Raw genomic sequence first — 22,227 nt, 5'->3', positions numbered from 1 at the left:
AAATCGGTAGATGGAAGACAGGTTACCTCCTGCTGCGATCAAGCCGCTGCTTGGACGGATCCAGCTCGGACCGCCGCCTGACGCGCCAGAATCAGAAAGACCAGCGAAAGCAGCAAGCATGCTGCAGAACCCACGAACATCCATCTGCCGCCGAGAATATCCATAAACGTTCCGAGAAAGGCCGGGCCTACCGTTTGAGCAACGGATGAGAAGAAATAGTAAAGCCCGGTGTACAGGCCGATCCTCCCAGGTCCGGCGAAGCTGACCACAAGGGGATAGGAGTGAATGTTCACGAGCGCCCAGAAGAGTCCTCCTGCCATCAGGATTCCACGGATGGCCGTGAGGTCACGGATCAGAAAAAGCAGCAAGAAGAGCAGGGACAAGCCGCAGATGCCCGTTGTGATGAGGGTTACACGGCCGAATTTCTTGGCGAGAAAGCCGCTCGGTACGGCAAACAGGATGAACGCCAGGCTGAAAAAACCGATCGTGAGCGTAGATGCGCTTGCAGTGAGGCCGAGCGTCTCCACCCCATACGTCGTAAATTGAGCTTCCACACCGCTGTAGCCGACGAACCAGAAGAAGATCGCGAGCAGGATCATCAACGCAGATCGGTCCCGATCCACGAGCACATGACGCAGTCCCGCGAGAATTCCCCGCGGACTGGGAGCTTCATCGGAGGAGTCAACGCCAGCTTGCGGCGAATGCTGCGAATCCGGTTGCTGATGCTCCCCTTGCATTTGAGTCGGCGCTTGAAGCTCCGACGGTTGAAGCTCCAGCTCCTGCGTTGTGGAAGGTTCTTCCACTTTTCCTCCCGAGAACAGAGACTTCAGGGACAGCACCAGAATGACCGCGCATAGGATCAGAACTGCACCGCCTACAAGAAAGGGCAGCGGTTTATTGTCGTCATACAGCTTGGCAAGCACGAAAAGCGTGAAGAGAGAACCGATTCCGCCCATGAGGTTAATGATGCCGTTGGCTTGGCTGCGCTTGTCGGGCGGTGTCAGATCGGGCATGAGGGAGATCGTCGGAGCGCGGAACAGGGTCATGGCGAGCAGGAAGCCGATGTCGATAGCGATGAGGGTAGCGAGATTCGTATAGTGCGGCATAACGAAGAGGAAAAGCGCGGCGATGGGCATCCCGATCATGAGAAACGGAAGGCGCTGCCCGAAGCGCGTCTGCAGCCGGTCGCTCCAAGCGGCGATCAAAGGAATGAGGAAGATATTCGCCAGGTTGTCGATTCCCATAATCGAGCCGCGAATGGCCTTCGATTCGATGAAATCGCCCAACATGAGCGGCATGAAGGAGTTGTACAGCTGCCAAACGACCGAGATGGAAAAGAAGCCGAGTCCGACGACGGCTATGCGGGGGTAGGAGAAGGGCTTCATCGGCTCCCTTCCTCCATCACACGCTTCAAACGAGCCGGATAATTCGTGATGATTCCGTCCACTCCGCAGGCGAGCATTCGCTTCATCACCGCTTCTTCATCCACCGTGTAGGGGCGGACCTTCACTCCAGCCGCATGGGCGCCTTGAACGATCTCCGGGTAGACGCTGTAAAAATACGGATGGAGCGCTGACGCTCCCATTAGACGAGCATAGTTCCACGGTTCATACAAACCGGCGGTATAAAGAATGCCGCGCTCGATGTCCGGGGCAAGATCCGCCAGTTTCACGAGGCTGTAATGATTGAAGGACGAGAAGATCACACGGCTCTCCATGCCGTATTCCCGAACGAGAGCGATGACCTTTTCCTCCATCCCTTCATACAGGATGATTCCATTCTTCAGTTCAATGTTGAGCTCGAGAGCGGTCGGCTGCAGGAACTCCAATACTTCACGGAGAAAAGGCAGACGTTCAACGGGATACTCGGGCATCTGCTTGGCCGCGTTCAACTCGCGCAGCTCCGCCGCCGTCCGAGCCACAACCAGCCCTGTTCCGTCCGTCGTCCGATCGAGCGTCTCGTCATGGATGACGATGAGTTCCCCGTCCTTCGACATTTGAATGTCGAGCTCAATTCCGTCCGCTCCTTGCTCTACGGCGAGACGAAAGGCTGCCATCGTGTTTTCGGGAGCGTTACCGGCTGCTCCCCGGTGTGCAAAGATCTTCGTGTGCTGTTCCATCTTAACCAAACCCTCCTGCAGCTTGAATAGAATGCCCGATTGCCAAATAACGGAATCTTCCTGATACCCGTCCATCATACCCTTCGTTTGTTCGGGGAGTATTACCATCTCTCCATTCCCATGCTACCATAAATCGGAAAAAACTGCGGGCTTCTGCGCGAATAGCCGCCTCGCTGCAGGATACTCCTGCTCCAAGGCGGCTTGCATCTATCCTTTCCATTGCTGCGTACAACCTTCCGGAGCTTCATCTTACGGCTTCGGTTCCCGTCTCCACAAGCTTGACTGCTGGCAGCGTCTCGCAGCCGTTGAAGTCCGCGATCGCCGCCTGCAAAGGCCGAAGGGCTGGAAAGCCGCTGCCTGCAGGAGCGTTCGGTGACCCGACCAGCCGGACGAGAGGCGTCTTCATCGGAAGCAGACCGGAGGCGATGATCACCAGTCGGCTCTCCGCGCCCCACTTCGCTTCCGGCGCCAGATAAGCCCGAATGCCCGGTACGAGAGGAATGGCATGAAGCGACGGGGCCTCTTGCCCTTTCCACCCCTTACCCGGTTCGAAGGCCAATCGGACGATGGCCGCCTTCGAGCGGGAACCGGTATCGGATAGAGAAAGCTCATATTCCGGTGAACCGTGGGTTCCTTGGTCATGCTTGCTCAGCCATATCGTACCGGCGGAGTGATCGGCCTGTGGCTCCGCGTAAGAGCTTGGAATACGGACTTCACCAGTTTGTCCCTCCTCCTTCGGAAGGAACATGCCCGGGAGCGGCGTGGAATCGCCAATTCCTCGTTCATCGCCCAATGCATTCAGGATGGTCGCCGCCACATCTCGGGTGTGCCCTCCGCTGAGCAGCCGTTCGTGATCATCGTAGGAGGACGAAACCGTCCGTCCCGAAGCTCCAAAAAACACCGTCTTGGCGAGCCGACCCCCATGACTGTGCGAGCGACTTCGGTAGGCAGCTCGACCAACCGCCGCCGTTCCGCCGCCGTGATCCGCCACTACCAGCACCAGTGTATCGTCAAGCAGGCCGTTTCTCCGAAGCGCTTCGTAGATTTCACCGACCTTGTGGTCCGCTTTTTCCAATGCGCGGTAATAGCTGCGGGTGAACCAGCCCCGATTGTGACCGGCATTGTCCACCTCGTCGAGAACGAGAAACAGCAGGGACGTGTCAACAGCCTGCCCCGAATCCACATACCGCACAAAGTCCTTCACGAGCTGACCGTCATCTCCGGCAAATTTGGCCACTCCCGCTGCGGGCTCGATGTGGCCGTCCAGCAGATGGCTCCAATGGGCGAAGAAGGCGAGTCGTCTCTCTGGCGCCATCTCCCTCAGCCGGGAGAAGACGGTCGGATAAGCGCCGCTGTAATAGGTTTCTCCGCTTAAGCTGTTGGAGATGCCATGCTTCTTGTAATCGACCCCGGTAAGCATTGCGCCCCAGTTAGGCGAAGAGGAGGTAGGTTCCGTAGAACTTGCCGTGTAACTGACGGCCCCCCGCTTCAGAATGGCACGGAGATGAGGCAGTCGGAAATGATCGGCCATCCGAACGGGTCGGGACGTGAGCATCCGGTAGTAGGGAGCATCTGGGGAAATGGCGTTCCCCGCTCCGTCGATCCCGATGACGACAACCCTTTTGTACGGATAGATTCCAAGCTTTCCGACCATTTGCGCTTCTTGCTCCGTTCCGTCTGCTCCGATCGCCAAGTCTCCGATCGACACCAGTCCATCCCCATTTCGATCTTCCTCCTGCCGGGGGTGAATGCGAACCTGGGCATGGTCCGTTCCGAGCCGGGAGATGGGAATCGCAGCTCCTTGATAAAGGAATCGGGTCCCTTCCAGCACAAAGCTCCCGATTCCCCCCTCTTTCGAAACCGGGCGAAAATAGAGCTCGGCCACACGCGATTTGCGGTATTCCCCTTGGCCCGGTTCAGGAAAAGAATGGTCCGTCTTCACCGCTACTCTCACCCGCCCGGGCTCGGAGCGCACAGGCTCGGAGAGCCCTGTGGCATGATCGAAAGCGAATCGTCTGCGGTCGAACCAGATTTCCGTCTCCATCCGGTCCATACGAACGTTCGGAGTCGTGGAATAGACATGAAGACTCAACCGGATGGATTCTCCGGGACCGCTATGCTCCGTCCCAAGCAGGGAGATCCGCCCTGAGAACGCCTTCGTTCCGTCTTCGGACAACCCGGTTGATTCCGTACTCTGCGCCTCCTGCCGAAACATCGCGGGGATATACCGGCTCGTCAACCCCCTGCTGTAGACACTAGACGGATTGGTTTGGAAAGCCTGTCGGATCCCCACTCCCGTCAGAATGGCGGTCAACGCGAATATCCCTGCCCTTTTCCAGTAAAGCGCTCTGCGAATCATCGAATCCCCCCCGTCCCACACATTTTGTCCCGCGGGAGGAAATTGATTCATCGCGCCAGCCGTCCTATTCCCAGATGGAGGCCTCTAACTCATCGACCAACTTACGCAGCTTACCGGCGATCTTGCGGTTGATGGTTCCGTCTTCGTACATCCGTTGGACGGCGTCACGCTGTTCCTGGATGACCCTGCGTTCAAGCTCGAACGGCTCCTCGCACGCAAAGCTCTTCTTCAGCGTCTCCGTGCCCTGCTCCAGACGGAACCGCATGTGTTCATATCGAGCGATGACTTGATTCGCCATCTTCTCCGAATCCTCGGTTTTTGCGGATTGAATCGCAGCGATAGCCGCATCGATCATGGCCATACGCCCTTTGTTCAAGGCGTCCCAATCCACAGGATTCGACTCCTCGACTTCGGACAGCGCCAGTCCTGTGTTCGGATACCGGCCTTGGGCCGACGGATCCACGAACCATCCGGACACCAGGCGGCCCATTTCCGCAACCGAGTGCATCATCTGGGCGTCGAAGCTTTTTGTAAGTATGGCTTCCAGTTGATCCAAGCGTTCCATGAGTTTATCCGATATGGCTGGATCCAATTGACCTTGCTCCATCAACCGCTCCAGCACTTTGCGTTCTGCCTGCAGTCCCACCCGGCGGAAATGGATCACCTGCTTGATGAACTTGCCCGTCATCGAGCCCTTGGCCCAGTCCTCAGGGCGCATCCGCACTAATTTATCTTGAATCTCGGCCAAAGCTAAGGTACCCTCCGGCGACTCTTGTCGGGCTAACGAGCGCAGCCGTTTCAGGCCGATCTCCATGAGCCGTTTTTCCTCGTCTCGATCCAGTTTGGCATCGGCGGCCTCCGGTACCTTGTCCGCGAGCATGGGCAGCAGGATGCTTGCAAGAAGGAGCGAGACTAAGATGACCCCCGCTGCCAAGGCGAGGATCAGATCGCGTTCCGGGAAAGGAGCCCCGGTTCCGGTAACTAGCGGAATGGAAAAGGCACCGGCCAGCGTAACCGCTCCCCGTACCCCGGAGATGGAGGTGAGGGCGATCGCCTTAAGCGAGACCTCCTCCGAGCTTTTCTTGCTGAAGGACGTATACAGCAAAATCCAGAGAAACCGGATACCCATGAGCATCGCCGTAATGATCAGCACATAGCCTACCACCTGCCAGTTGCTGATCGCTTCATTCCGGTAGATGACCTCCATCACGTCAGGCACCATCAGCCCGAGCAGCAGGAACACAAGGCCGTTCAGGATGAACAGCAAAACCGACCAGGTGCTCGCCGAGACAAGCTGCAGCTTGTAATCGGGGGAAGTGGCGCGGTCCTTCTTAACCGCATAGACAACCCCGGCAGCGACGACAGCGAGAATGCCGGACACGCCGATCTCCTCGGCCACCAAATAGATCACAAAGGGAGCGACCAACTGCAGCAGCACGTGAATGGTCACGTCTTCCATCCCTAGACGGCGAACCCATGCGCCGAGACGAATGATCAGGAAAGCCACAACGGCGCCTACGAGAAGGCCTCCCACCGCGATCAGAACGAAGCTGAGCGCCGCCTTCGGCAAGGAAAAGGTTCCGGTTACCGCAGCCGCCACTGCGAACTTGAAGGCGACGAGTCCGGAAGCGTCGTTCATAAGCGCTTCGCCTTCTAATATGCGGTGAATGCGTTTCGGGAGATGAACCCGGCCCGACATGGAGCCGACCGCCACCGCATCGGTCGGAGATAGAATGGCGGCGAGGGCAAATGCCGCGGCAAGAGGAATCGAGGGAATGAGCGCGTGGATCGCGTACCCTCCGGCAACAACCGTAATGAAGACGAGCCCCAAGGCGAGCAGAAGAATCGGCGCGCGCAATTGCCACAGCTCCTGGCGCGGGGTCCTTCTCCCGTCGTTGAATAATAACGGTGCGATGAACAGCACAAAGAACAATTCGGGCTCCAATTCCACATGAATATTCAGAGGGAGAAGTGCCAGCAAGACGCCGAGCCCGATCTGAATGAGCGGAACCGGGAGAAACGGAAGAAACCGCTCAATCAGATGAGAAAGCGCAATCAAGATTAACAGGACGAGCACCAGCAAAAAGGTTTCCACAATACTCCACCATCCTTCGTCATTCTAGTAGTATACCCGGACAAACGTCCCATCGCAAAAAGCCCCCTCCGGCTTGAGAGCCGGAAGGGGCTTAGGGTTATACCGAGAGAACGATTGGTGACTGACTTTGAGCTTGATCAGCCTTGGCTGCCGATGAATGCGTAGCGAAGAACGATCAGTACGGCCAGAACCCACATGAGCCAGTGCACTTGGTACTTCTTGCCGTCCTTGCGCAGATTGGCGAGGGTAGCGAGGATGGTATACGACAGGATCCCGAAGGAAATCCCGTTGGCGATGTTGTAGGTGAACGGCATGAACGTGACGGTGAAGAAAGCCGGAATGCCGACGACCAGGTCTTGGAAGTCGATATCCTTGACGGCTTGCATCATCAGCACGCCGACAACGATCAGGGCCGCAGCCGTCGCGCCGCCAGGAATGAGAGCGACGAGAGGAGCGAGGAACAGGGCGAGCAGGAAGCAGACGCCGGTCGTAACCGCGGTCAGACCGGTGCGGCCGCCTTCGGCGATCCCTGCGGAGCTTTCTACATAGGCAGTGGTGGTACTCGTTCCGAGCAATGCGCCGCCGCTTACAGCGAAGGCGTCAACCAGCATGGCCTTGCCGACGCGTTTCTTGCCTTCTTCAGGGTTCTTCATGATGCCGGCGCGGGTTGCCGTACCGACGAGCGTGCCGAAGGTGTCAAACAATTCAACGAAGGTGAACGTGGCGATGATGGTGATGAGGCCATCATCCATAACGCCTTTCCAATCGAAACCAGCGAAGTTCAGTTCCTTGAAATTCGGTACCCAGGTAGCGCCGTTCAGCGTGGAGCCATCGATCTGACCCATGAGGGCCGCGATGATCGTGGTGCCGAGAATACCGAACAGGATGGCGCCCTTCACTTGAAGAACCATCAGGACCGTGATCAGCAGGAGGCCGATCAGAGCGATCTGAACCGTCGGGTTCGACAGGCTGCCCATATGGATAACCGTGTCGGAGCCGCCGAGGTCGGTGAATTGACCGGCATTCACCTTGGCGAAGCCTTCAACCCCGATCGTCATGATGCCGCTGTTCTTAAGACCGATGATCGTGATGAACAAGCCGATCCCGACCGTAATCGCGTTCTTCAGGCTGTCCGGAATTGCCACGATGAGCAACTGACGGACTTGCGTAACGGTGAGTACGATGAAGATCAAACCGGAGATAAAGACAGCGGTCAACCCGATCTCGGGTGTGATCGTGCCGTTGGACGACAGAACGACTGTAGCGAAGTAAGCGTTCAGGCCCATGCCCGGTGCAACAGCGACCGGAAAGTTAACGAACAGCCCCATACATGCGGTGAAGATCCCTGCAGCAAGTGCAGTTGCGAGGAAAACCGCGTACCATTCCAGTCCCGCTCCACTCAGAATGGACGGGTTGACAGCAAGGATGTACGCCATCGTCATGAACGTGGTGATCCCTGCCATAATCTCGGTGCGGATGCTGCTGCCACTTTCTTTCAGTTTAAAAAGTCTTTCCATTGTGCTGCTTGTCCCCCTCGGAAAATGTGGTGAAACACAAAAAAACTCAGGTTCCGGACCTGAGCATGCGAAAAGCAACGAGAAGAAGCCCAAACACGACCGAGATGGGTTTCTTGTCCTTGCGAAGACCGGCCGGATCAAACGACCCTCATCCAGTCATTCCGAGAAGAACGACCGACACGTCCAGCAGCCGACCAAATCGACAAGCCTGCCGTGCTGATGCCCTTCTCTTTTCGTAGCCAGATCATTTACGGTGATCTCGTAGAGACTCCCAGGCCTATCCCCGGAATTATACGAAAAAAGCATTTACACGCTTATTGTAGTGGGCGGCGCATCGGACTGTCAAGATGAAAATCCGAACATTATCTCCTGATTTCGGTACCTTGTTCGGTTTTCCGACACTTGTTTTCCGCGTCATCTTCGATTCAGATCCTCTGCAGCGGATAGAACAGCTCGACCTCGCAGTAATGCTCATCGGCAAGAGAAGCGTCGATTCGCTCAAAGCTCATCCGCTCCCCCTGGCCCAGATCCATCTGCGGCATCCAGACCTGAAAGATATACCTCCATATGTCGCGCAGGGTCGCACTGGAAACCTTTTCCGGACCGTGCAGGCCGATGTATTTGAACACCGCGTACTTTTGTGCGGATACGAAATCCGCTTCCATGCCATTCGGAATTTCGTCCACCCGGGACACCTCGAGAGAAGGCATGTAAAACGAACCGATTGCTCCCTCGTCCGGCAGCCGCGTCAATCCGATATAGACATCCGGGTTAACCGCATGGAGAACCCGGTGCCGCTCGTGATAAAAGAAATCCACTCCCGCGATGTTGGCAGTCTGGCTGCGGGTGTTCTCCTCCTCGACGATCCAGGAGCGGATGCCGACCAGTCGGAAGGCGGGCTTGATCACGATGCTCGGCTTGATGACCACGCCTTCTCCGACTTTGCCCCATTCCGCCGGGTCCAGCTTGTCCACGATGGCTACAGTTGATCTCCCTCTGCGAAATTCAGCAGGCGTCATGCCGAATTCCTTCCGAAACGCTCGGATGTAGGATTGATGGTGATCGAAACCGAACTCTTGGGCGATATCGGCAACCCGCAAGCCGGTGCGAAGCAGATCATCCAGGCTCGCCGCGAGCTTTCGGGAGCGAACATAGTCCATGAGGGAGTATCCGGTCACGCGGCGGAACACTCGATGCAGATGATATTTGGAGACGCAGGCCTGTTCGACGAGTTCATCCAGTGACGTTTTGGACCGAAGCGTTGCTTCCACGTCCTCGATCAGACGTTGCAAGGTTTGGGATAACGGATGCGGGGTCATCGGGTCCTCCAATCGGAGCTGCAAAAAAGAGCAAGAACGGTTCCTTCATTCGCCTTAGCAGCTGATAGAATCCATTATACGCTTATCCAGATTCTCCCGATAAGTACAATATTCACAATACGGAGGTCTTTTATGAAAACGGTTCCTAACGCCACTCTTAGCGAGCTTGCAAGGGCTTACCGGACGGACGCGGCGGCTCTGACCTACTTTAACGGAGGCCATGATTGGTCGGACGGCATTTTGTACACGTACAAGCATGAAGAACAAACCCGTATTTTGAAGGTGATGGAAGTGCCCGCAGCTGAAATCCAGGACAAGTCTGCCGCTCTTGCCGCACGATTAAAATACGTACGGTTCTTAGGTGAGAGGGAGATCCCCATCGTCTATCCCGTCCCGACCGCATCAGGCGAACTGGATGCCCGGAGCATGGCAGGAGACCGCATGTATATCGCTTATTCGTACGTCATGCGGGAAGGGGTTCCCATTTATGAACTCCCACACGAGGAACGCATCACCTTGTTCGCCCGCTGGGGCGAGACGCTGGGACGCATGCATGCCGCCGCTCAGGATTACCCGGACTGGGACCGCCTGCCGGAGGACCCGGAGGGGCGTCTCTTGGGCTGGCAATCGGAGTGGAGCTTCTTCCACTCCTGGTGCAAGGACGAGGAGGTGAAGGAAAGCTGGCGACAATTGAAGACGGAGTTGGACGCCTTGCCGGTCGAACGAACGGGTTTCGGGTTCACCCACAACGACCTGCATATCGGAAACGTGATTGCACATCAGGGTCAGGTGACTGTGCTTGATTTCGATGTATCGAATCCGCACTGGTTCGCCTGCGACCTTGCCATCGCCTTGTACAGCCTGTTTACCTATGCAGCCGAAGGCAGGATGGAGCATCCGTCTGCGGACAACGATGTGTTGAAGCAAGTGATTCGGGCGTTCCTTGACGGGTACGAGAGCGCCAACCGTCTGGATGCCTTCTGGTACGAACGGATCGAGCTGTTCCTCCGTTACCGACGGACGCTCATGTTCTTCGTCTTTTCCGACGAGATGGAACGGAGCAACCCTGAACATCGTCTCGTCTGGCGCAAGCGAATCTTGGAGAAGGCTCCGTTCCCCGAATATGATCTCGGTTTATAGCCCTCCTTTCTCCTTTACGATAATGAGGTTGCCCCATAGGAGAATCTCATCTCCTACGGGCAGCTTCTTTTTTAACTTCTCACCACCTGAGTCGACAAAGGCGTCGAAAGAGGAATTCGTGGCGCGGGTTCCAGTATGATCAAGGCAGCCTGCTTGCCGCACATCGAGTTTATCCGCGATCCCTATCGCGCGCCGAACATCCTTCAGCAGGTTTCCGTCTGCTCTCCAGGGCGCCGTCCGGACGAAGCGTAGCCGCCTCCACAAATGAAATTCTCCTGTCGGCATGCTCCTCTCCGGAACTTGCCGCCACATAAAAAAGCAGCGCCCACATCAGGAAAGTCTCGATCCGCAGCTGCGGCGAAGCGAGGAGAAAAAGGTTCTGATTCGGAGTGATTATGGTCATCACAAACCTTGGTACTCAGGGAGGATTGCTTACAAGTAGTAGACTGCTTATTTGTAATATTGTGCCTGTGCATACCACAACTCGTAATACTTTCCGCTTTCATCAGCAACCAATTGCTCATGACTGCCTTGCTGAACAATACACCCATGATCGAACACAGCGATTTCATCGCAGAAACGACAGGAAGACAGGCGATGGCTAATATAGATACCGGTTTTATCTCCAACAATCTCGTTGAATTTCCTATAGATTTCTGCTTCTGCAATGGGATCTAGCGCTGCTGTTGGCTCATCCAGAATGAGAAATGGGGCCTCCTTATAGTGGGCACGTGCAATCGCAATCTTCTGTGCTTCGCCGCCGGAGACTTCGACACCCTGCTCATCAAAATCCTTATACAGGTAGGTGTCGAGCCCGTTTGCCATTTCATCCAGTCTTTCCGAAAAGCCGGCTTTGTTCAGGCAATCCATAACTCTTGCCTTGTTATAATTCTGATTGGAAGCGACATTCTGTCCCAGCGGAAATGCTAGCAGCTTGAAGTCCTGAAAGACCACGGAAAGAATTGACATATAATCGTCGTACTTATATTTGCGGATGTCAATGCCGTTGAGCAGAATTTTCCCTTCTGTCGGATCGTAAAGACGGCATAGCAATTTGATAAATGTTGTTTTACCTGAACCGTTCATACCGACAACCGCCAGACGCTCTCCAATCTTGAATTTCATGGAAACATGGCGTAATGCGTATGAATCAGCACTCGGATACTTAAAAGAAACATCACAGAATTCAACCTCGTAGTTACGGTCTGCTCGTTTTTCTGTGGTCAGGCTTCCTTGATACATCTTGTTCGGAATGTCAAGAAACTCATAAGTTGTACGCAGAAATGCGGTATTGTTTCGCATATCTCCGATTGTTGCGATGAGCGCAGCAACCCCGTTGGATAAGGCCGTAATCGAAGTAATATATTGTGTTACTGAGCCAATACCAAAGGCTCCGGCCCACGCTTTCAGGCAAACATAGACATACACAACGCCTATCAAAAGGGTTCCGATTGCTTCGGATGCAGCATTTAAAATACCCATCGAACCGGAAGCATACTTTGCTATTTTTGAGCCGGGTGTCAAGATCTTTTCTTTCATGGAATAATGCTCGCAAATCATCTGTTGATTGTACATTCTGATGTCAAGCGCGCGATGACGATCTTGAGCCATAAAACTGAAGAAACTAAAAAAACGATTCCCCATCTTTGCGTCATCGGCGGATTTTACCCAGTAGCTGTTCGCTTTGTTGGAACATACAGGCGCAATAAAGGTGACAAGAAGAAGGATGGATATGATGGCTACAGCAAACACGGGATGATTTAAGAGGGTCAGTTTCCCTGATTCAGCAGGTACACCTAATGTAAATACGCTAAACGTTAAGGCGATTGCACTTGCGATGCTGATCATGGAATTTACCGTTGTTTCAAAATAACCGACAAGCTTGCCTATTCCCCAGCCAGTCCATTGTTGATTCTGAGAAATATGTGAACGCAGATCGTGCGTATGCTGCTCATCCAATATGCAAAAATCCATAGTGAGCATCTTGTCTGTATAGATTTTATTCTGGTTATACCAAAAAGCGGCGTGTCTGCAATTCTTCCACCTGGACAATACCGCATTCAAAAGAGCCAATAAGGAAGTGCAGACAACGGTGATGATGACGAGTCTCCACAGCACTTCAGGATTTCGTCTACCGGCAAGCTCGTTGATAACCTGTGCCGAAAGATAAATTCCAACATAGGGGGTGATGGAACCTACGACTGAGCAAACCAGCGATGAAAGAAACATCTTTGGACACTGCTTATTTAATATTTGATATGCCCGGTAATTTCGTGCAAGTGCCTCACGAAAGGTTATTTTGTCCGTTTTTTTATTCATCACCGAAGTCACTCCCTTCTTTGTAGTACTTGCTTTGAATATGGAATAAGTCTGCATACTTACTCCCTTGCTCCATGAGGGATTCATGAGTTCCTTCTTCGGCGATGCTTCCATCCGCAATAAAGATAATGCGGTCACAAAATCGTGTGGACGCTAATCGATGGGAAATGTAAACCGAGGTGCACCCAGCGGTCATTTCGTTGTATTTCAAATAAATATCGTTCTCCGCAATGGGGTCAAGTGCGGCGGTCGGCTCATCCAATACCACAATCGGTGCAGCCTTATATAAGGCTCGGGCAAGCATCAGCCGCTGCGTTTCACCGCCCGAGAGTTCAATCCCGTCCTCATATACCTGTCGTCCAATGCGCGTCTGATATCGGTCCCGCATACTTTCCACTTTCGCCGTAAGACCGGCCTTTTCAATACATTCCTTAACTCGCGGCCAATCGATCCACTCATCTGATTGGGCTACATTTTCTGCGAGTGTAACTTCCAGGAGCGAGAACTGCTGGAATACAGCAGAAAATAATTGGTAATAGTCAAATCGGTTGTATTCCCTAATATTTACTCCGTTTAGCAAAACTTCTCCCTCTGTGGGATCATAAAAACCACAAATCAGCTTTACAAGCGTGGTTTTACCAGCACCGTTCAAGCCCACAATGGCAAGCTTCTCACCCGCAGGAATGATCAGATTCAGCTTATGTAAGGTGTCCTGTTCTGCACCGGGGTGACGAAAGCTGACATTTCGAAGCTCAATTTCATAGGTGTCGTTAGTCCCTCTCGTCAAAGGCTTACCCTCATCAAAAAGGAATGGCTCCGGTGTTTCAAGAAATTCTCGAACCGTAGAAATATCGAGGCTTTGTGTATGCAGAGTGGAAAAGCTGGAGAGAATCCCGGTGATCCATGTGGTAAAACCGCCCACAGCGGTGAAATAAAGCAAAAATTTCGATGCAGGCAGTCCAGTGTTGATTGTCATGGTAATTAAGAAGAAATACGCAATTCCGTTTCGGAGAAGGGACAGCACGATATCCATCACATTTGCCCAGATATAAATTCTCTCTCTTCGGGTGATAAACGCTTCATACGTACGCAAGGTACTGCTGTAAACATCTTCAAGCCAAGGGCGCATTCCAAAGATCCGAATATCTTTTGCCAAATGGGGTTCCTCCGCTTTTTTGCAAACGTAGGTCATTTTTTTGGAGTATTCGGATTCTTCCTCCCGATGACGGAATCCCCACTCGTTAATTCGCTTATTTACAAAATAGCCAGCAACCGTTGTGATCAGAATAACAGCAACCAGAACGATGTCCAAAGAGGATAATAAAATCAGATAAATGACAAAACCAACGGTATTTTTCAACAAATCGGATAAGGTATTCCATATAGCTTCAGTTGCCTGATGATTATCGCTAACGGCTATGTTGGACTTTTCCAATTTTTTTAATACAGCGGCATCTTCCGTGTTAGGAAAAGAGGTTGTTGAAACCTTATGGTGTATCTTATTTAAAATGCTTAATCGGACTTCTATTCGTCCGAACAGGGTGTTTGTTAAAACATAAGCCTTTAAGCTTGCCAGTACCAACAATAAAGCTGCAAATAAAACAATTGTGATAACCAATTCAGGCAATGGCACTACTGCCTCAACCTTTTGTAGAATCACAGGGGCCATAATCAATTCGGCCAGATTTGTGGCTACCGCAAGAAGGGCAAGGATCAGGCATAGGTACAAGACACTTTTTCGAACACGCCATGCCTGGCCTATCATATGGGCAGAGTTTTGCCACAAGGTATAGTTGGGTTGCTCCTTCAGCCTTTCTGTTTTTCTCATCTTCATCACCTCATCCCAATACTATCACCCCAACGATCTATTTCTTATTTTGGGGATGAAGCGCCAGATTGGGGTGACGAATGGCAAGCTTGAGGTAACAGAATTTCTGTGGTAAATGCTCCGTCCTCACTATTTCGACTTATATATCCGTCGTGTCTTTCAATTATGTTATCCATGCGAACAAGTCCAAAGCCGTGCCCCTCGCCCTTGGTCGTGCGAAACCGTCCATTGATTTTAGTGCGCTTTTTTGAGGCCGTGAAATTGGTAAAGGATATATAGAGCTGTGTATTTTTCATATCCATATAAACACGGATCATACGCTGCTCTTCGGGAAGTTCAAGACTTGCTTCAATAGCATTGTCAAATAGATTGCCAATGATGACACATAGATCAAGCTCGGAGGTCTTCAAAGCAAGCGGAATATGCGCATCTGCCTGCACCGGAATGTGCTTGGAGTTTGCAAGTGAGATTTTACTGTTCAGAATAGCATCTGCCATGGCGTTACCTGTTTTTATGACGGTATCAACCGTGGAAAGGTCGGTATCCAGGGCATCAAGATAAGCTTTTATCGCCTCCATGTCACCGGACGCAGCATATGCCTTCATGGTTTGAATATGGTTACGGTAATCATGACGCCAGCCACGAATCTGCTTATACATGTTATCTACTTCGGCATAATGCGTTTCAATAAGCTCCCGCTGATAGGCTGCAATCCGCTTGTCCATTTGTTTGGAAAACATACATCTATCGCTGCTCCTTTAGTTGTGTGAAATGATGGCTCGATTCAGCGGCTCATATTGCCCTCTTGGCAACGGGATTCCAGTACCGTCCGAAAGGTAGACTTCTGTTTTCGTCACCCGCTGAATATAGGTCAGATTTACAAGGAACGACCTTCCGGCACGGTAGAAACGGTCATCGAATTCCGCCTCGAATTCACCGAGTGTCTTCTTCACGGTATAATCCTGCTTAGCGTGAATGGTCACATAGTTTTGGCGCACTTCAAGATAGCGTATCTCATAGAAAGGGATACGTACCATTTCGCCGGATAATTCAAGATGAAGAACTCGCCCGTTCTTCTTGATTTTTTGCGTTGCTCGTTTTAATACATCAACGAGCTTTTCCTTGTGAACCGGCTTCATTAGATAATGAAGCGCCGATACATCGTATCCTTCTGTAACATAGTCGGAATAGCCCGTAATAAAGACGATCTGTACGGCCTCATTGTCTCTGCGTACTTCCTTTGCAAGCTGAACGCCGTCCATACCGCCCATCTCGATATCCAGAAGCAAAATATCAAAGTTTTTATCATCTGCATAGTGAAAAAGAAAAGCTTCCGCAGACGAATATGCTTTTATTGTGACCGAGTTCCCGGATGCCTTTGCCCAATCGGCAACAAGGACGGAAATGTACTCCTGATCTGTCGTACTGTCATCGCAAATCGCAATATGATAATTCATTTTACCGCCTCACCTTCAGACGGAATGAAATCCACAATATCCCCGATCGTAACGGCTAAAGCTTCACAGATGCGCAGTAGCACCATCATATTAACAGGCTCGTTCTTGCCAAGCTTTGCAAGTGTTGCCGGACTGATCTCGGAAAGCGTTAAGAGATCCGTTCGCTTCATATCCCGTTCGGCAAGACGGATCCAAAGCTTTTTGTAAGTAATCTGCAGGTTTGATTTTTTCATTGTGTTCACCTCGTAATCAGTATAAGACGGAGCAAAAGATCGATCAACAATTACAGATATTATATTTACAAATGTGAATGTAAATACTTCATTATTGAATAATATATCCGCGTACTTCCTCATACGTTGCCGCTCCCGAATATACTTTTAGATGTGAGCTGACTTACTTCCACCACTTCAACAATTCCTAAAACTTTCTCCACAAAAAACCTGAATCATTCCGGAAGCTGTACCGCGATTCTCGTCCTTCCACTTCTCCCCAAATTGAAAAAACCTCCAGTCCGCATCAGGTGACTGGAGGTTTGGTTAATCAACTAGATCCCGCGCTGATTGCGCAGCTCGACAATCGTTCCTTCCGGCGCTTTCAGTTTGCACAGCTGGCCATTTTCGACCGTATAGATTCGCTTCCCGTTCTTCAGGAGAAAGAGAGAATCATCGAAATCAAGGACGCTTAAGGCCTTCTCCAGCTCTTCCACCCAGATGCAAAAGTGAACCAGTCCTTCGTGATCCGAGCCGCTTGCCGGGTTCAAACGGTCTTTCCCGGTCTGCAACTCGATGTGAAATCCGTTTAACGTCAACCAGGTGTTATAGCTTCTACCATGGAAGCCCGGGGTTTCTTGAACCAATTGGAATCCCAGCTTTTGATAAAAGGCCAAAGATGCCTCGTATTGATTGGTTTGAATACAGATGTGATGAACAAATGCTTCCATTCGCGTCTCCTTAAAGTCCATGCTCATAAGTTTAAAGTCTCGTACAAGTATAAACGTTTCAAACAATCATTCCTATCCGTCCATCATAGTAAAACGAATATGGATTAATTTCCTAAAGTAAGGTAACCTATAATAGCTTACCAAGTTCCTTAACACGAAAGGGGATGTTTTATTATGGCAATGACTTATCGGGTGGTTTTGTCCTAAAACCGAATAACAGGCATACTCGGAAAAAGCGGGGGAAACGCCCGTTTTATTTGGTGTGCCAGCCAAAGTAACCTTTCGTGAATATTGCTGTTTGCGGGATACGATGAAGGTCGTATCGATTTGTGTCCAAATGCCGCGCGACAGCAGCTTCTTTAGAGGCTGCTTGTCCGCGGCATTTTTGCGTCCAAAAAAACAACAGGATGAGGAGCTAACCAAAAGCATGATCGATTTGAAAACCTATGGCTACAAAGAAATAAAAGCAATCCCTGACGGGTTATGGCCCGGGAGAGTTACCGAACTTCAGCGAGATCGGTTCACGGTCATCTCCGAGCGGGGCGAGGTAACCGCTGTGCTCAAAGGCGCGTTCTATCACAGTGCGGAAACGCGAGAAGACTTTCCGTGCGTCGGTGATTTTGTCTTGCTGCGCTTCAATGAAAGCGGGGATTCGCTTATCGTCACGGTATTGCCCCGCCGCTCCAAGTTTTCACGAGCTGATTACGCAGGCCATGCCACGGGCTATGCCAAAACCATTTTGGAACAGGTCGTCGCGACCAACTTCGACTATGTGTTTATCGTTTCCTCTCTGAATGGGGATTTCAAGATCAACCGCATCATGCGTTATCTGACACAGGCCCGGCAGAGCGGCGGCCAGCCGGTCATCATTCTGACCAAGGTGGATCTCGTAGAAGATTTCAATATCCCGCTCGCCGAGGTCAAACAGAGCACACCAGATGTGCCAGTTCACGCCGTATGCAGTCACACAGGCCTGGGGTTAAGCGAACTCGATGCTTACTTGATGCCAGGGAAGACGGTCGTCTTTCTCGGCATGTCTGGTGTCGGAAAATCGTCTCTGCTCAATGCGTTGATGGAACAGGATGTCATGACGGTTAAGGGGATCCGAGAGGATGACAGCAGGGGGAGGCATACGACAACACATCGCCAGCTGTTCATGCTTCCCTCCGGGGCGATGGTTATGGATACGCCAGGTATGCGAGAGCTTGGACTGTTCGATGCAGACGAAGGCATCCGTGCAGGCTTTGCCGATGTGGAGGAGTGGTTTGCGCAATGCAGATTTAGCGATTGCCGCCATCAAGCCGAGCCGGGCTGTGCCGTTCTCGCTGCTCTTGCCAATGGTTCGTTACCTCGTGAACGTTGGGAGCATTATGTTGTCCAGCAGGGGGAGAACAAGTTTGTCCAAAACAAAACGAGCTATCTTATCGAAAAGAGAGCTCGAACCAAATCGATTGCCATGAAGAGCAAACAAACGAAGAAAAACGGAGGATGGAAAAAATGACTATCAAAATAGAAGCACTGATCTCTGCGTTAAGCCACCTGTTCAAAACGAGTATTGTCTCTGCTGATTACCAAACCGTGCCGCTACATGGCGGGACTGTAGGAAGTGTATTCCTGGTAACGGGGATAGCCGAAACGGCTGATCGGAAACCATTGCCTTACCGTATCGTTCTAAAAGTCCAGCAAAAATGGGAACGCTACGCTGATCCGGGATCGTGGCGTCGGGAATATGATCTCTATGTATCTGATTTAGAGTCCACGTTCTCGGATGATCTCCGCTGGCCGACCTGTTATCACGCTGAAATGAACGAAGATGAAACGGAATTCCAGCTGTGGCTGGAATACGTAGATGGCGTATCCGGTTTAGACTTGACCGGTGACATGTATGAACAAGCCGCGCTGGAATTAGGACGATATCAAGGCAAGCTGTTTGCCGAGCAGCCAACCGTACTGCAGAGCCTGACCAACCTGAGCCATGCGGATCTCATGAAAAAGACGTATCTGCATTACCGGTCCTGGCCTCTCGTCTACAACTACATTCGCTCGGAGGATTGTGAAATCCCGAAGCACTTGCGGGACATGCTCATTGCCATCGATGAGAACTCAGACGAGATCTTCTCCCGCATTGAACAATTGCCCCTCGTGCTCTGCCATCGGGACTTCTGGGTGGCCAACCTGATCCATACGGGCGGAAAAATCGTTGTCCTCGACTGGGATACCAGCGGATGGGGCTACCTGGGTGAAGATCTCGCAAGCCTGATTGCGGATGAAACGGGTGTCGATCTCATGGTCGACTACTACCATCGCTGTGTTCCTGCGTATTACAAGGGATTTTCGGAATATGCGGATGTCCCTCCGGTCGAAGAGCATTGCGTCTATGAAATGATCCTGATTGTCTTCGGGTATCGTCTTGTGGAGTCGTATCTCCACGTAGAGGACGAGGTCGAGAAGAAGAATGCCCTCCGAACTCTCCAACAAGTCTATGAAATGAAGAATAAGTAAAAAAGAACTCCGAAATCCCTGAAACGTTGGCGGGATTTCGGAGTTCTTTTCATTATTCCGCACATGTGGAGTCGGCCCGCTTAACAAATCGAAAGTCATCGCTAATCCTTATACCCCTAAAGGAAACTCACTGAATAATAGAGTGGCTGTGAATATAAAATTCTTCATGACTTGGCTGGTATTTTTTCTCCAGGATTTCTAAACCCACGTCAAAGCGCTCGGCTTCTTGTTCGTCTATTTCAAATGCAGGACTTTGATAGTACACCCATTTTCTTCCGTCCAAGACATCTGGTTTGAGTTCCTTTACCATCATTGCCGCCGGATATATCCCATTTTCATGACAAACATTGTATTTTTTACAACTCTTAAAGCCGCGGCTTACATAATTATTCGGATTTCCGAATATGACAATCACGTCATAACCAAGTAAGGCCGCCTGTTCAAAGGAATACTCCAATAGTTTTTTTCCATACCCCTTTCTCTGATATTCTGGCAAAATGCAAACCGGACCGAACGTAAGGATGCTTTTTTCTTCCCCAGACTCATCCACTAGTTTTGTCTTTGTATACATGATATTCCCGATGATCTGATTATCCACTTCAAGGACCAGAGCCAACTCAGGCAGAAAGTCTTTGTGGGATCGCATAACATGAACTAAATAGTGTTCGATACACCCCGGAATATATAGATTCCAAAAGGCGATCCTTGTGATTTCTTCTACTTTCTCATAATCTGTTTCTTCTTCATTCCTAATCTTAACTATTTGTCTCATGTAAACCCCCACAATATTCCTAAGACTAATTTTTGTGTTAATAATTTTGGTTATCTGTTAAATATATTCCTATTCGGTGATATTGTACCATATATCACTGGAGGTATTCTTTTCATCTTTGAGGCTGACGTTCTTTGAATTTGGTCATAAAAATACTCCCTTCTATTTGCAAACAACGCAGATAAAAGGGAGTATTTTTTTGTACTGGATTGATGCAATCTATTCCCACTCGATCGTAGCGGGCGGCTTGGATGTGATGTCATACACCACGCGATTGACGTTCTCCACTTCGTTGACGATGCGGACCGAAATCTTCTCCAGCACGTCCCAGGGAATACGCGCCCAGTCGGCGGTCATGCCGTCAATGGAGGTTACAGCGCGGATGCCGACGGTGTAGGAGTAGGTACGGGCATCTCCCATGACGCCAACACTCTTCATGCCCGGCAGGGCGGTGAAGTACTGCCAGATTTCGCGTTCGAGTCCAGCCTTGGCGATCTCTTCGCGCAAGATAGCGTCCGATTCGCGAACGATCTCCAGCTTGTCCTCCGTCACTTCGCCAAGCACGCGGATCGCGAGGCCTGGGCCTGGGAACGGTTGACGCCATACGATGGCATCCGGCAAGCCCAGCTCGGAGCCGACCTTGCGGACTTCGTCCTTAAACAGCGTCTTGAGCGGCTCGATCAGCTCAAACCGAATGTCTTCCGGCAAGCCGCCGACATTATGGTGCGACTTGATCGTTTGAGCCGTTGCGGTTCCACTCTCGACGATGTCGGTGTAAAGGGTCCCTTGAGCGAGGAAATCGAAGTTGCCCAGCTTGGCCGACTCCTCGTCGAATGAATAGATGAATTCGTTGCCGATGATCTTGCGCTTCTGCTCCGGATCGCTCACGCCCGCAAGCTTGCCCAGGAAGCGTTCTTGCGCGTCGACCTTCACCACGTGCATGTCGAATTTGCCGACGAAGGTCTCCATCACCCCGTCTGCCTCGCCCTTGCGCAGCAGACCGTGATCGATGAACATACACGTCAGCTGATCGCCGATTGCCTTGTGGATCAGGCGCGCCACGACGGATGAATCCACACCGCCGCTCAATGCGCAGAGCACCTTGCGGTCTCCGACCTGATTGCGGATTTCGCGCACGGCATCCTCAATGAAGGTCCCCATGTTCCAGTCGCCGGTACAGCCGCAGATGCGGTACAGGAAGTTGTGGATCAGCTCGTTTCCGTAAACCGAGTGGCGAACCTCCGGGTGGAATTGCACGGCGAAGAAATTTTTGTCCGTGTTGGCCATCCCGGCGATCGGGGCGTGTTCGGTGCTTGCCGTGACGGAGAAGCCTTCCGGTAGCAGCGTGACCTTGTCGCCGTGACTCATCCAGCATTGCTGCTGCTTGTCCAAGCCTTCCGTCAGGCGGCAAACGTCCGCGAAGTCCACCATGGCCTTACCATACTCCCGTTTCTCAGCGGGGCTGACCTTGCCGCTCAATTGCTCAGCCATCAGCTGCATGCCGTAGCAAATGCCAAGAATCGGCAGGCCAAGCTCGTAGACCGCCGGATCCACCTTCGGCGCATTTTCTTCGTATACGCTGGAAGGACCGCCGGAGAAGACGATTCCCTTCGGAGCGAGCTCGCGAATCTTTTCGATGGGGGTGTTGAACGGAAGCAGTTCGCTATACACGCCAAGATCACGGATCCGACGAGCGATCAATTGATTGTACTGACCGCCAAAATCCAGCACGACGACGATTTCATTCGGTTTACTCAAGGTTGGGCCCCGCTTTCTGCAGTTTCAAATTGTGACTATTATAGTTGACATGAATTGACCGCGTCAAGGAAAGGGGTTCGTTTCCAGGCAGGGGATTCC

Annotated in this window: 18 protein-coding genes and 1 riboswitch; of the genes, 3 read left to right on the top strand and 15 right to left on the bottom strand. The window is 51.7% G+C overall.

Annotation, left to right across the window (positions count from 1 at the left end; translation table 11 throughout):
* Positions 1-38: 38 nt before the first annotated feature.
* From BN2684_RS14195 to BN2684_RS14170, 6 genes are all read right to left on the bottom strand, one after another.
* Entirely contained in the window at positions 39-1,385 is a 1,347-nt protein-coding gene (locus tag BN2684_RS14195) for an MFS transporter (protein ID WP_058302831.1), read from the bottom strand.
* Positions 1,382-2,119: a glycerophosphodiester phosphodiesterase gene (locus BN2684_RS14190; RefSeq protein ID WP_058304554.1), complete on the bottom strand. Its 738-nt coding sequence runs from the start codon at positions 2,117-2,119 to the stop codon at positions 1,382-1,384. Before BN2684_RS14190 ends, BN2684_RS14195 begins: the two co-directional genes overlap by 4 nt.
* Before the next feature lie 244 nt (positions 2,120-2,363).
* The gene (locus BN2684_RS14185; protein ID WP_159065805.1) at positions 2,364-4,478 is read right to left on the bottom strand and encodes an alkaline phosphatase family protein; all 2,115 of its coding nucleotides are present in this window, start codon (positions 4,476-4,478) and stop codon (positions 2,364-2,366) included.
* 64 nt (positions 4,479-4,542) lie between these two features.
* Positions 4,543-6,573: a Na+/H+ antiporter gene (locus BN2684_RS14180; RefSeq protein WP_058302829.1), complete on the bottom strand. Its 2,031-nt coding sequence runs from the start codon at positions 6,571-6,573 to the stop codon at positions 4,543-4,545.
* A gap of 137 nt (positions 6,574-6,710) precedes the next feature.
* The gene (locus BN2684_RS14175) at positions 6,711-8,090 is read right to left on the bottom strand and encodes an NCS2 family permease (RefSeq protein WP_058302828.1); all 1,380 of its coding nucleotides are present in this window, start codon (positions 8,088-8,090) and stop codon (positions 6,711-6,713) included.
* Positions 8,091-8,306: 216 nt separating this feature from the next.
* A riboswitch (purine riboswitch) is annotated at positions 8,307-8,407 on the bottom strand.
* 108 nt (positions 8,408-8,515) lie between these two features.
* On the bottom strand, positions 8,516-9,409 hold the full coding sequence (locus BN2684_RS14170) for an AraC family transcriptional regulator (protein WP_058302827.1): 894 nt from the start codon (positions 9,407-9,409) through the stop codon (positions 8,516-8,518).
* 132 nt (positions 9,410-9,541) lie between these two features.
* Here BN2684_RS14170 and BN2684_RS14165 point away from each other — a divergent pair, with 132 nt between their 5' ends.
* The gene (locus BN2684_RS14165; protein ID WP_058302826.1) at positions 9,542-10,549 is read left to right on the top strand and encodes a phosphotransferase enzyme family protein; all 1,008 of its coding nucleotides are present in this window, start codon (positions 9,542-9,544) and stop codon (positions 10,547-10,549) included.
* On the opposite strand, the gene BN2684_RS14160 is transcribed toward BN2684_RS14165, so the two are convergent.
* From BN2684_RS14160 to BN2684_RS14130, 7 genes are all read right to left on the bottom strand, one after another.
* The gene (locus tag BN2684_RS14160; protein WP_058302825.1) at positions 10,544-10,813 is read right to left on the bottom strand and encodes a hypothetical protein; all 270 of its coding nucleotides are present in this window, start codon (positions 10,811-10,813) and stop codon (positions 10,544-10,546) included. The genes BN2684_RS14165 and BN2684_RS14160 overlap by 6 nt on opposite strands.
* A gap of 186 nt (positions 10,814-10,999) precedes the next feature.
* Positions 11,000-12,868, bottom strand: a complete 1,869-nt coding sequence (locus BN2684_RS14155; RefSeq protein WP_058302824.1) for an ABC transporter ATP-binding protein — start codon at positions 12,866-12,868, stop codon at positions 11,000-11,002.
* The gene (locus BN2684_RS14150; RefSeq protein ID WP_108722216.1) at positions 12,861-14,696 is read right to left on the bottom strand and encodes an ABC transporter ATP-binding protein; all 1,836 of its coding nucleotides are present in this window, start codon (positions 14,694-14,696) and stop codon (positions 12,861-12,863) included. The genes BN2684_RS14155 and BN2684_RS14150 overlap by 8 nt, the downstream gene beginning before the upstream one ends.
* 44 nt (positions 14,697-14,740) lie before the next feature.
* Positions 14,741-15,436 (bottom strand): sensor histidine kinase, encoded by a 696-nt coding sequence (locus tag BN2684_RS14145; RefSeq protein ID WP_058302822.1) that lies wholly within the window; start codon positions 15,434-15,436, stop codon positions 14,741-14,743.
* Positions 15,437-15,454: 18 nt separating this feature from the next.
* The gene (locus BN2684_RS14140; protein WP_058302821.1) at positions 15,455-16,153 is read right to left on the bottom strand and encodes a LytR/AlgR family response regulator transcription factor; all 699 of its coding nucleotides are present in this window, start codon (positions 16,151-16,153) and stop codon (positions 15,455-15,457) included.
* Entirely contained in the window at positions 16,150-16,509 is a 360-nt protein-coding gene (locus BN2684_RS25005; protein WP_234340243.1) for a helix-turn-helix domain-containing protein, read from the bottom strand. Before BN2684_RS25005 ends, BN2684_RS14140 begins: the two co-directional genes overlap by 4 nt.
* Positions 16,510-16,700: 191 nt before the next feature.
* Positions 16,701-17,096 (bottom strand): VOC family protein, encoded by a 396-nt coding sequence (locus BN2684_RS14130; protein ID WP_058302820.1) that lies wholly within the window; start codon positions 17,094-17,096, stop codon positions 16,701-16,703.
* A gap of 427 nt (positions 17,097-17,523) precedes the next feature.
* On the opposite strand from BN2684_RS14130, the gene rsgA reads away from it, so the two are divergent.
* The gene (rsgA, locus tag BN2684_RS14125; RefSeq protein ID WP_058302819.1) at positions 17,524-18,597 is read left to right on the top strand and encodes a ribosome small subunit-dependent GTPase A; all 1,074 of its coding nucleotides are present in this window, start codon (positions 17,524-17,526) and stop codon (positions 18,595-18,597) included.
* A complete protein-coding gene (locus tag BN2684_RS14120) occupies positions 18,594-19,598 on the top strand; it encodes an aminoglycoside phosphotransferase family protein (protein ID WP_058302818.1) in 1,005 nt (334 codons plus the stop codon). Before rsgA ends, BN2684_RS14120 begins: the two co-directional genes overlap by 4 nt.
* A gap of 127 nt (positions 19,599-19,725) precedes the next feature.
* Here BN2684_RS14120 and BN2684_RS14115 read toward each other — a convergent pair whose 3' ends face one another.
* A complete protein-coding gene (locus BN2684_RS14115; protein WP_058302817.1) occupies positions 19,726-20,370 on the bottom strand; it encodes a GNAT family N-acetyltransferase in 645 nt (214 codons plus the stop codon).
* A 219-nt stretch (positions 20,371-20,589) separates the two neighbouring features.
* On the bottom strand, positions 20,590-22,128 hold the full coding sequence (guaA, locus tag BN2684_RS14110; RefSeq protein WP_058302816.1) for a glutamine-hydrolyzing GMP synthase: 1,539 nt from the start codon (positions 22,126-22,128) through the stop codon (positions 20,590-20,592).
* Positions 22,129-22,227 lie beyond the last annotated feature (99 nt).

It is taken from the genome of Gorillibacterium timonense (assembly GCF_001457415.1).
Taxonomy (GTDB): domain Bacteria; phylum Bacillota; class Bacilli; order Paenibacillales; family NBRC-103111; genus Gorillibacterium; species Gorillibacterium timonense.
Note: the sequence above shows the minus strand (reverse complement) of the source record. Positions and strands in the feature narration are given on the sequence as shown.

Coding starts and splice junctions, on each gene's coding strand:
- BN2684_RS14195 (WP_058302831.1), bottom strand. CDS start 1,385: ATGAAGCCCTTCTCCTACCCCCGCATAGCCGTCGTCGGACTCGGCTTC.
- BN2684_RS14190 (WP_058304554.1), bottom strand. CDS start 2,119: ATGGAACAGCACACGAAGATCTTTGCACACCGGGGAGCAGCCGGTAAC.
- BN2684_RS14185 (WP_159065805.1), bottom strand. CDS start 4,478: ATGATTCGCAGAGCGCTTTACTGGAAAAGGGCAGGGATATTCGCGTTG.
- BN2684_RS14175 (WP_058302828.1), bottom strand. CDS start 8,090: ATGGAAAGACTTTTTAAACTGAAAGAAAGTGGCAGCAGCATCCGCACC.
- BN2684_RS14170 (WP_058302827.1), bottom strand. CDS start 9,409: ATGACCCCGCATCCGTTATCCCAAACCTTGCAACGTCTGATCGAGGAC.
- BN2684_RS14165 (WP_058302826.1), top strand. CDS start 9,542: ATGAAAACGGTTCCTAACGCCACTCTTAGCGAGCTTGCAAGGGCTTAC.
- BN2684_RS14155 (WP_058302824.1), bottom strand. CDS start 12,868: ATGAATAAAAAAACGGACAAAATAACCTTTCGTGAGGCACTTGCACGA.
- BN2684_RS14150 (WP_108722216.1), bottom strand. CDS start 14,696: ATGAGAAAAACAGAAAGGCTGAAGGAGCAACCCAACTATACCTTGTGG.
- BN2684_RS14145 (WP_058302822.1), bottom strand. CDS start 15,436: ATGTTTTCCAAACAAATGGACAAGCGGATTGCAGCCTATCAGCGGGAG.
- BN2684_RS14140 (WP_058302821.1), bottom strand. CDS start 16,153: ATGAATTATCATATTGCGATTTGCGATGACAGTACGACAGATCAGGAG.
- BN2684_RS25005 (WP_234340243.1), bottom strand. CDS start 16,509: ATGAGGAAGTACGCGGATATATTATTCAATAATGAAGTATTTACATTC.
- BN2684_RS14130 (WP_058302820.1), bottom strand. CDS start 17,096: ATGGAAGCATTTGTTCATCACATCTGTATTCAAACCAATCAATACGAG.
- rsgA (WP_058302819.1), top strand. CDS start 17,524: ATGATCGATTTGAAAACCTATGGCTACAAAGAAATAAAAGCAATCCCT.
- BN2684_RS14120 (WP_058302818.1), top strand. CDS start 18,594: ATGACTATCAAAATAGAAGCACTGATCTCTGCGTTAAGCCACCTGTTC.
- BN2684_RS14115 (WP_058302817.1), bottom strand. CDS start 20,370: ATGAGACAAATAGTTAAGATTAGGAATGAAGAAGAAACAGATTATGAG.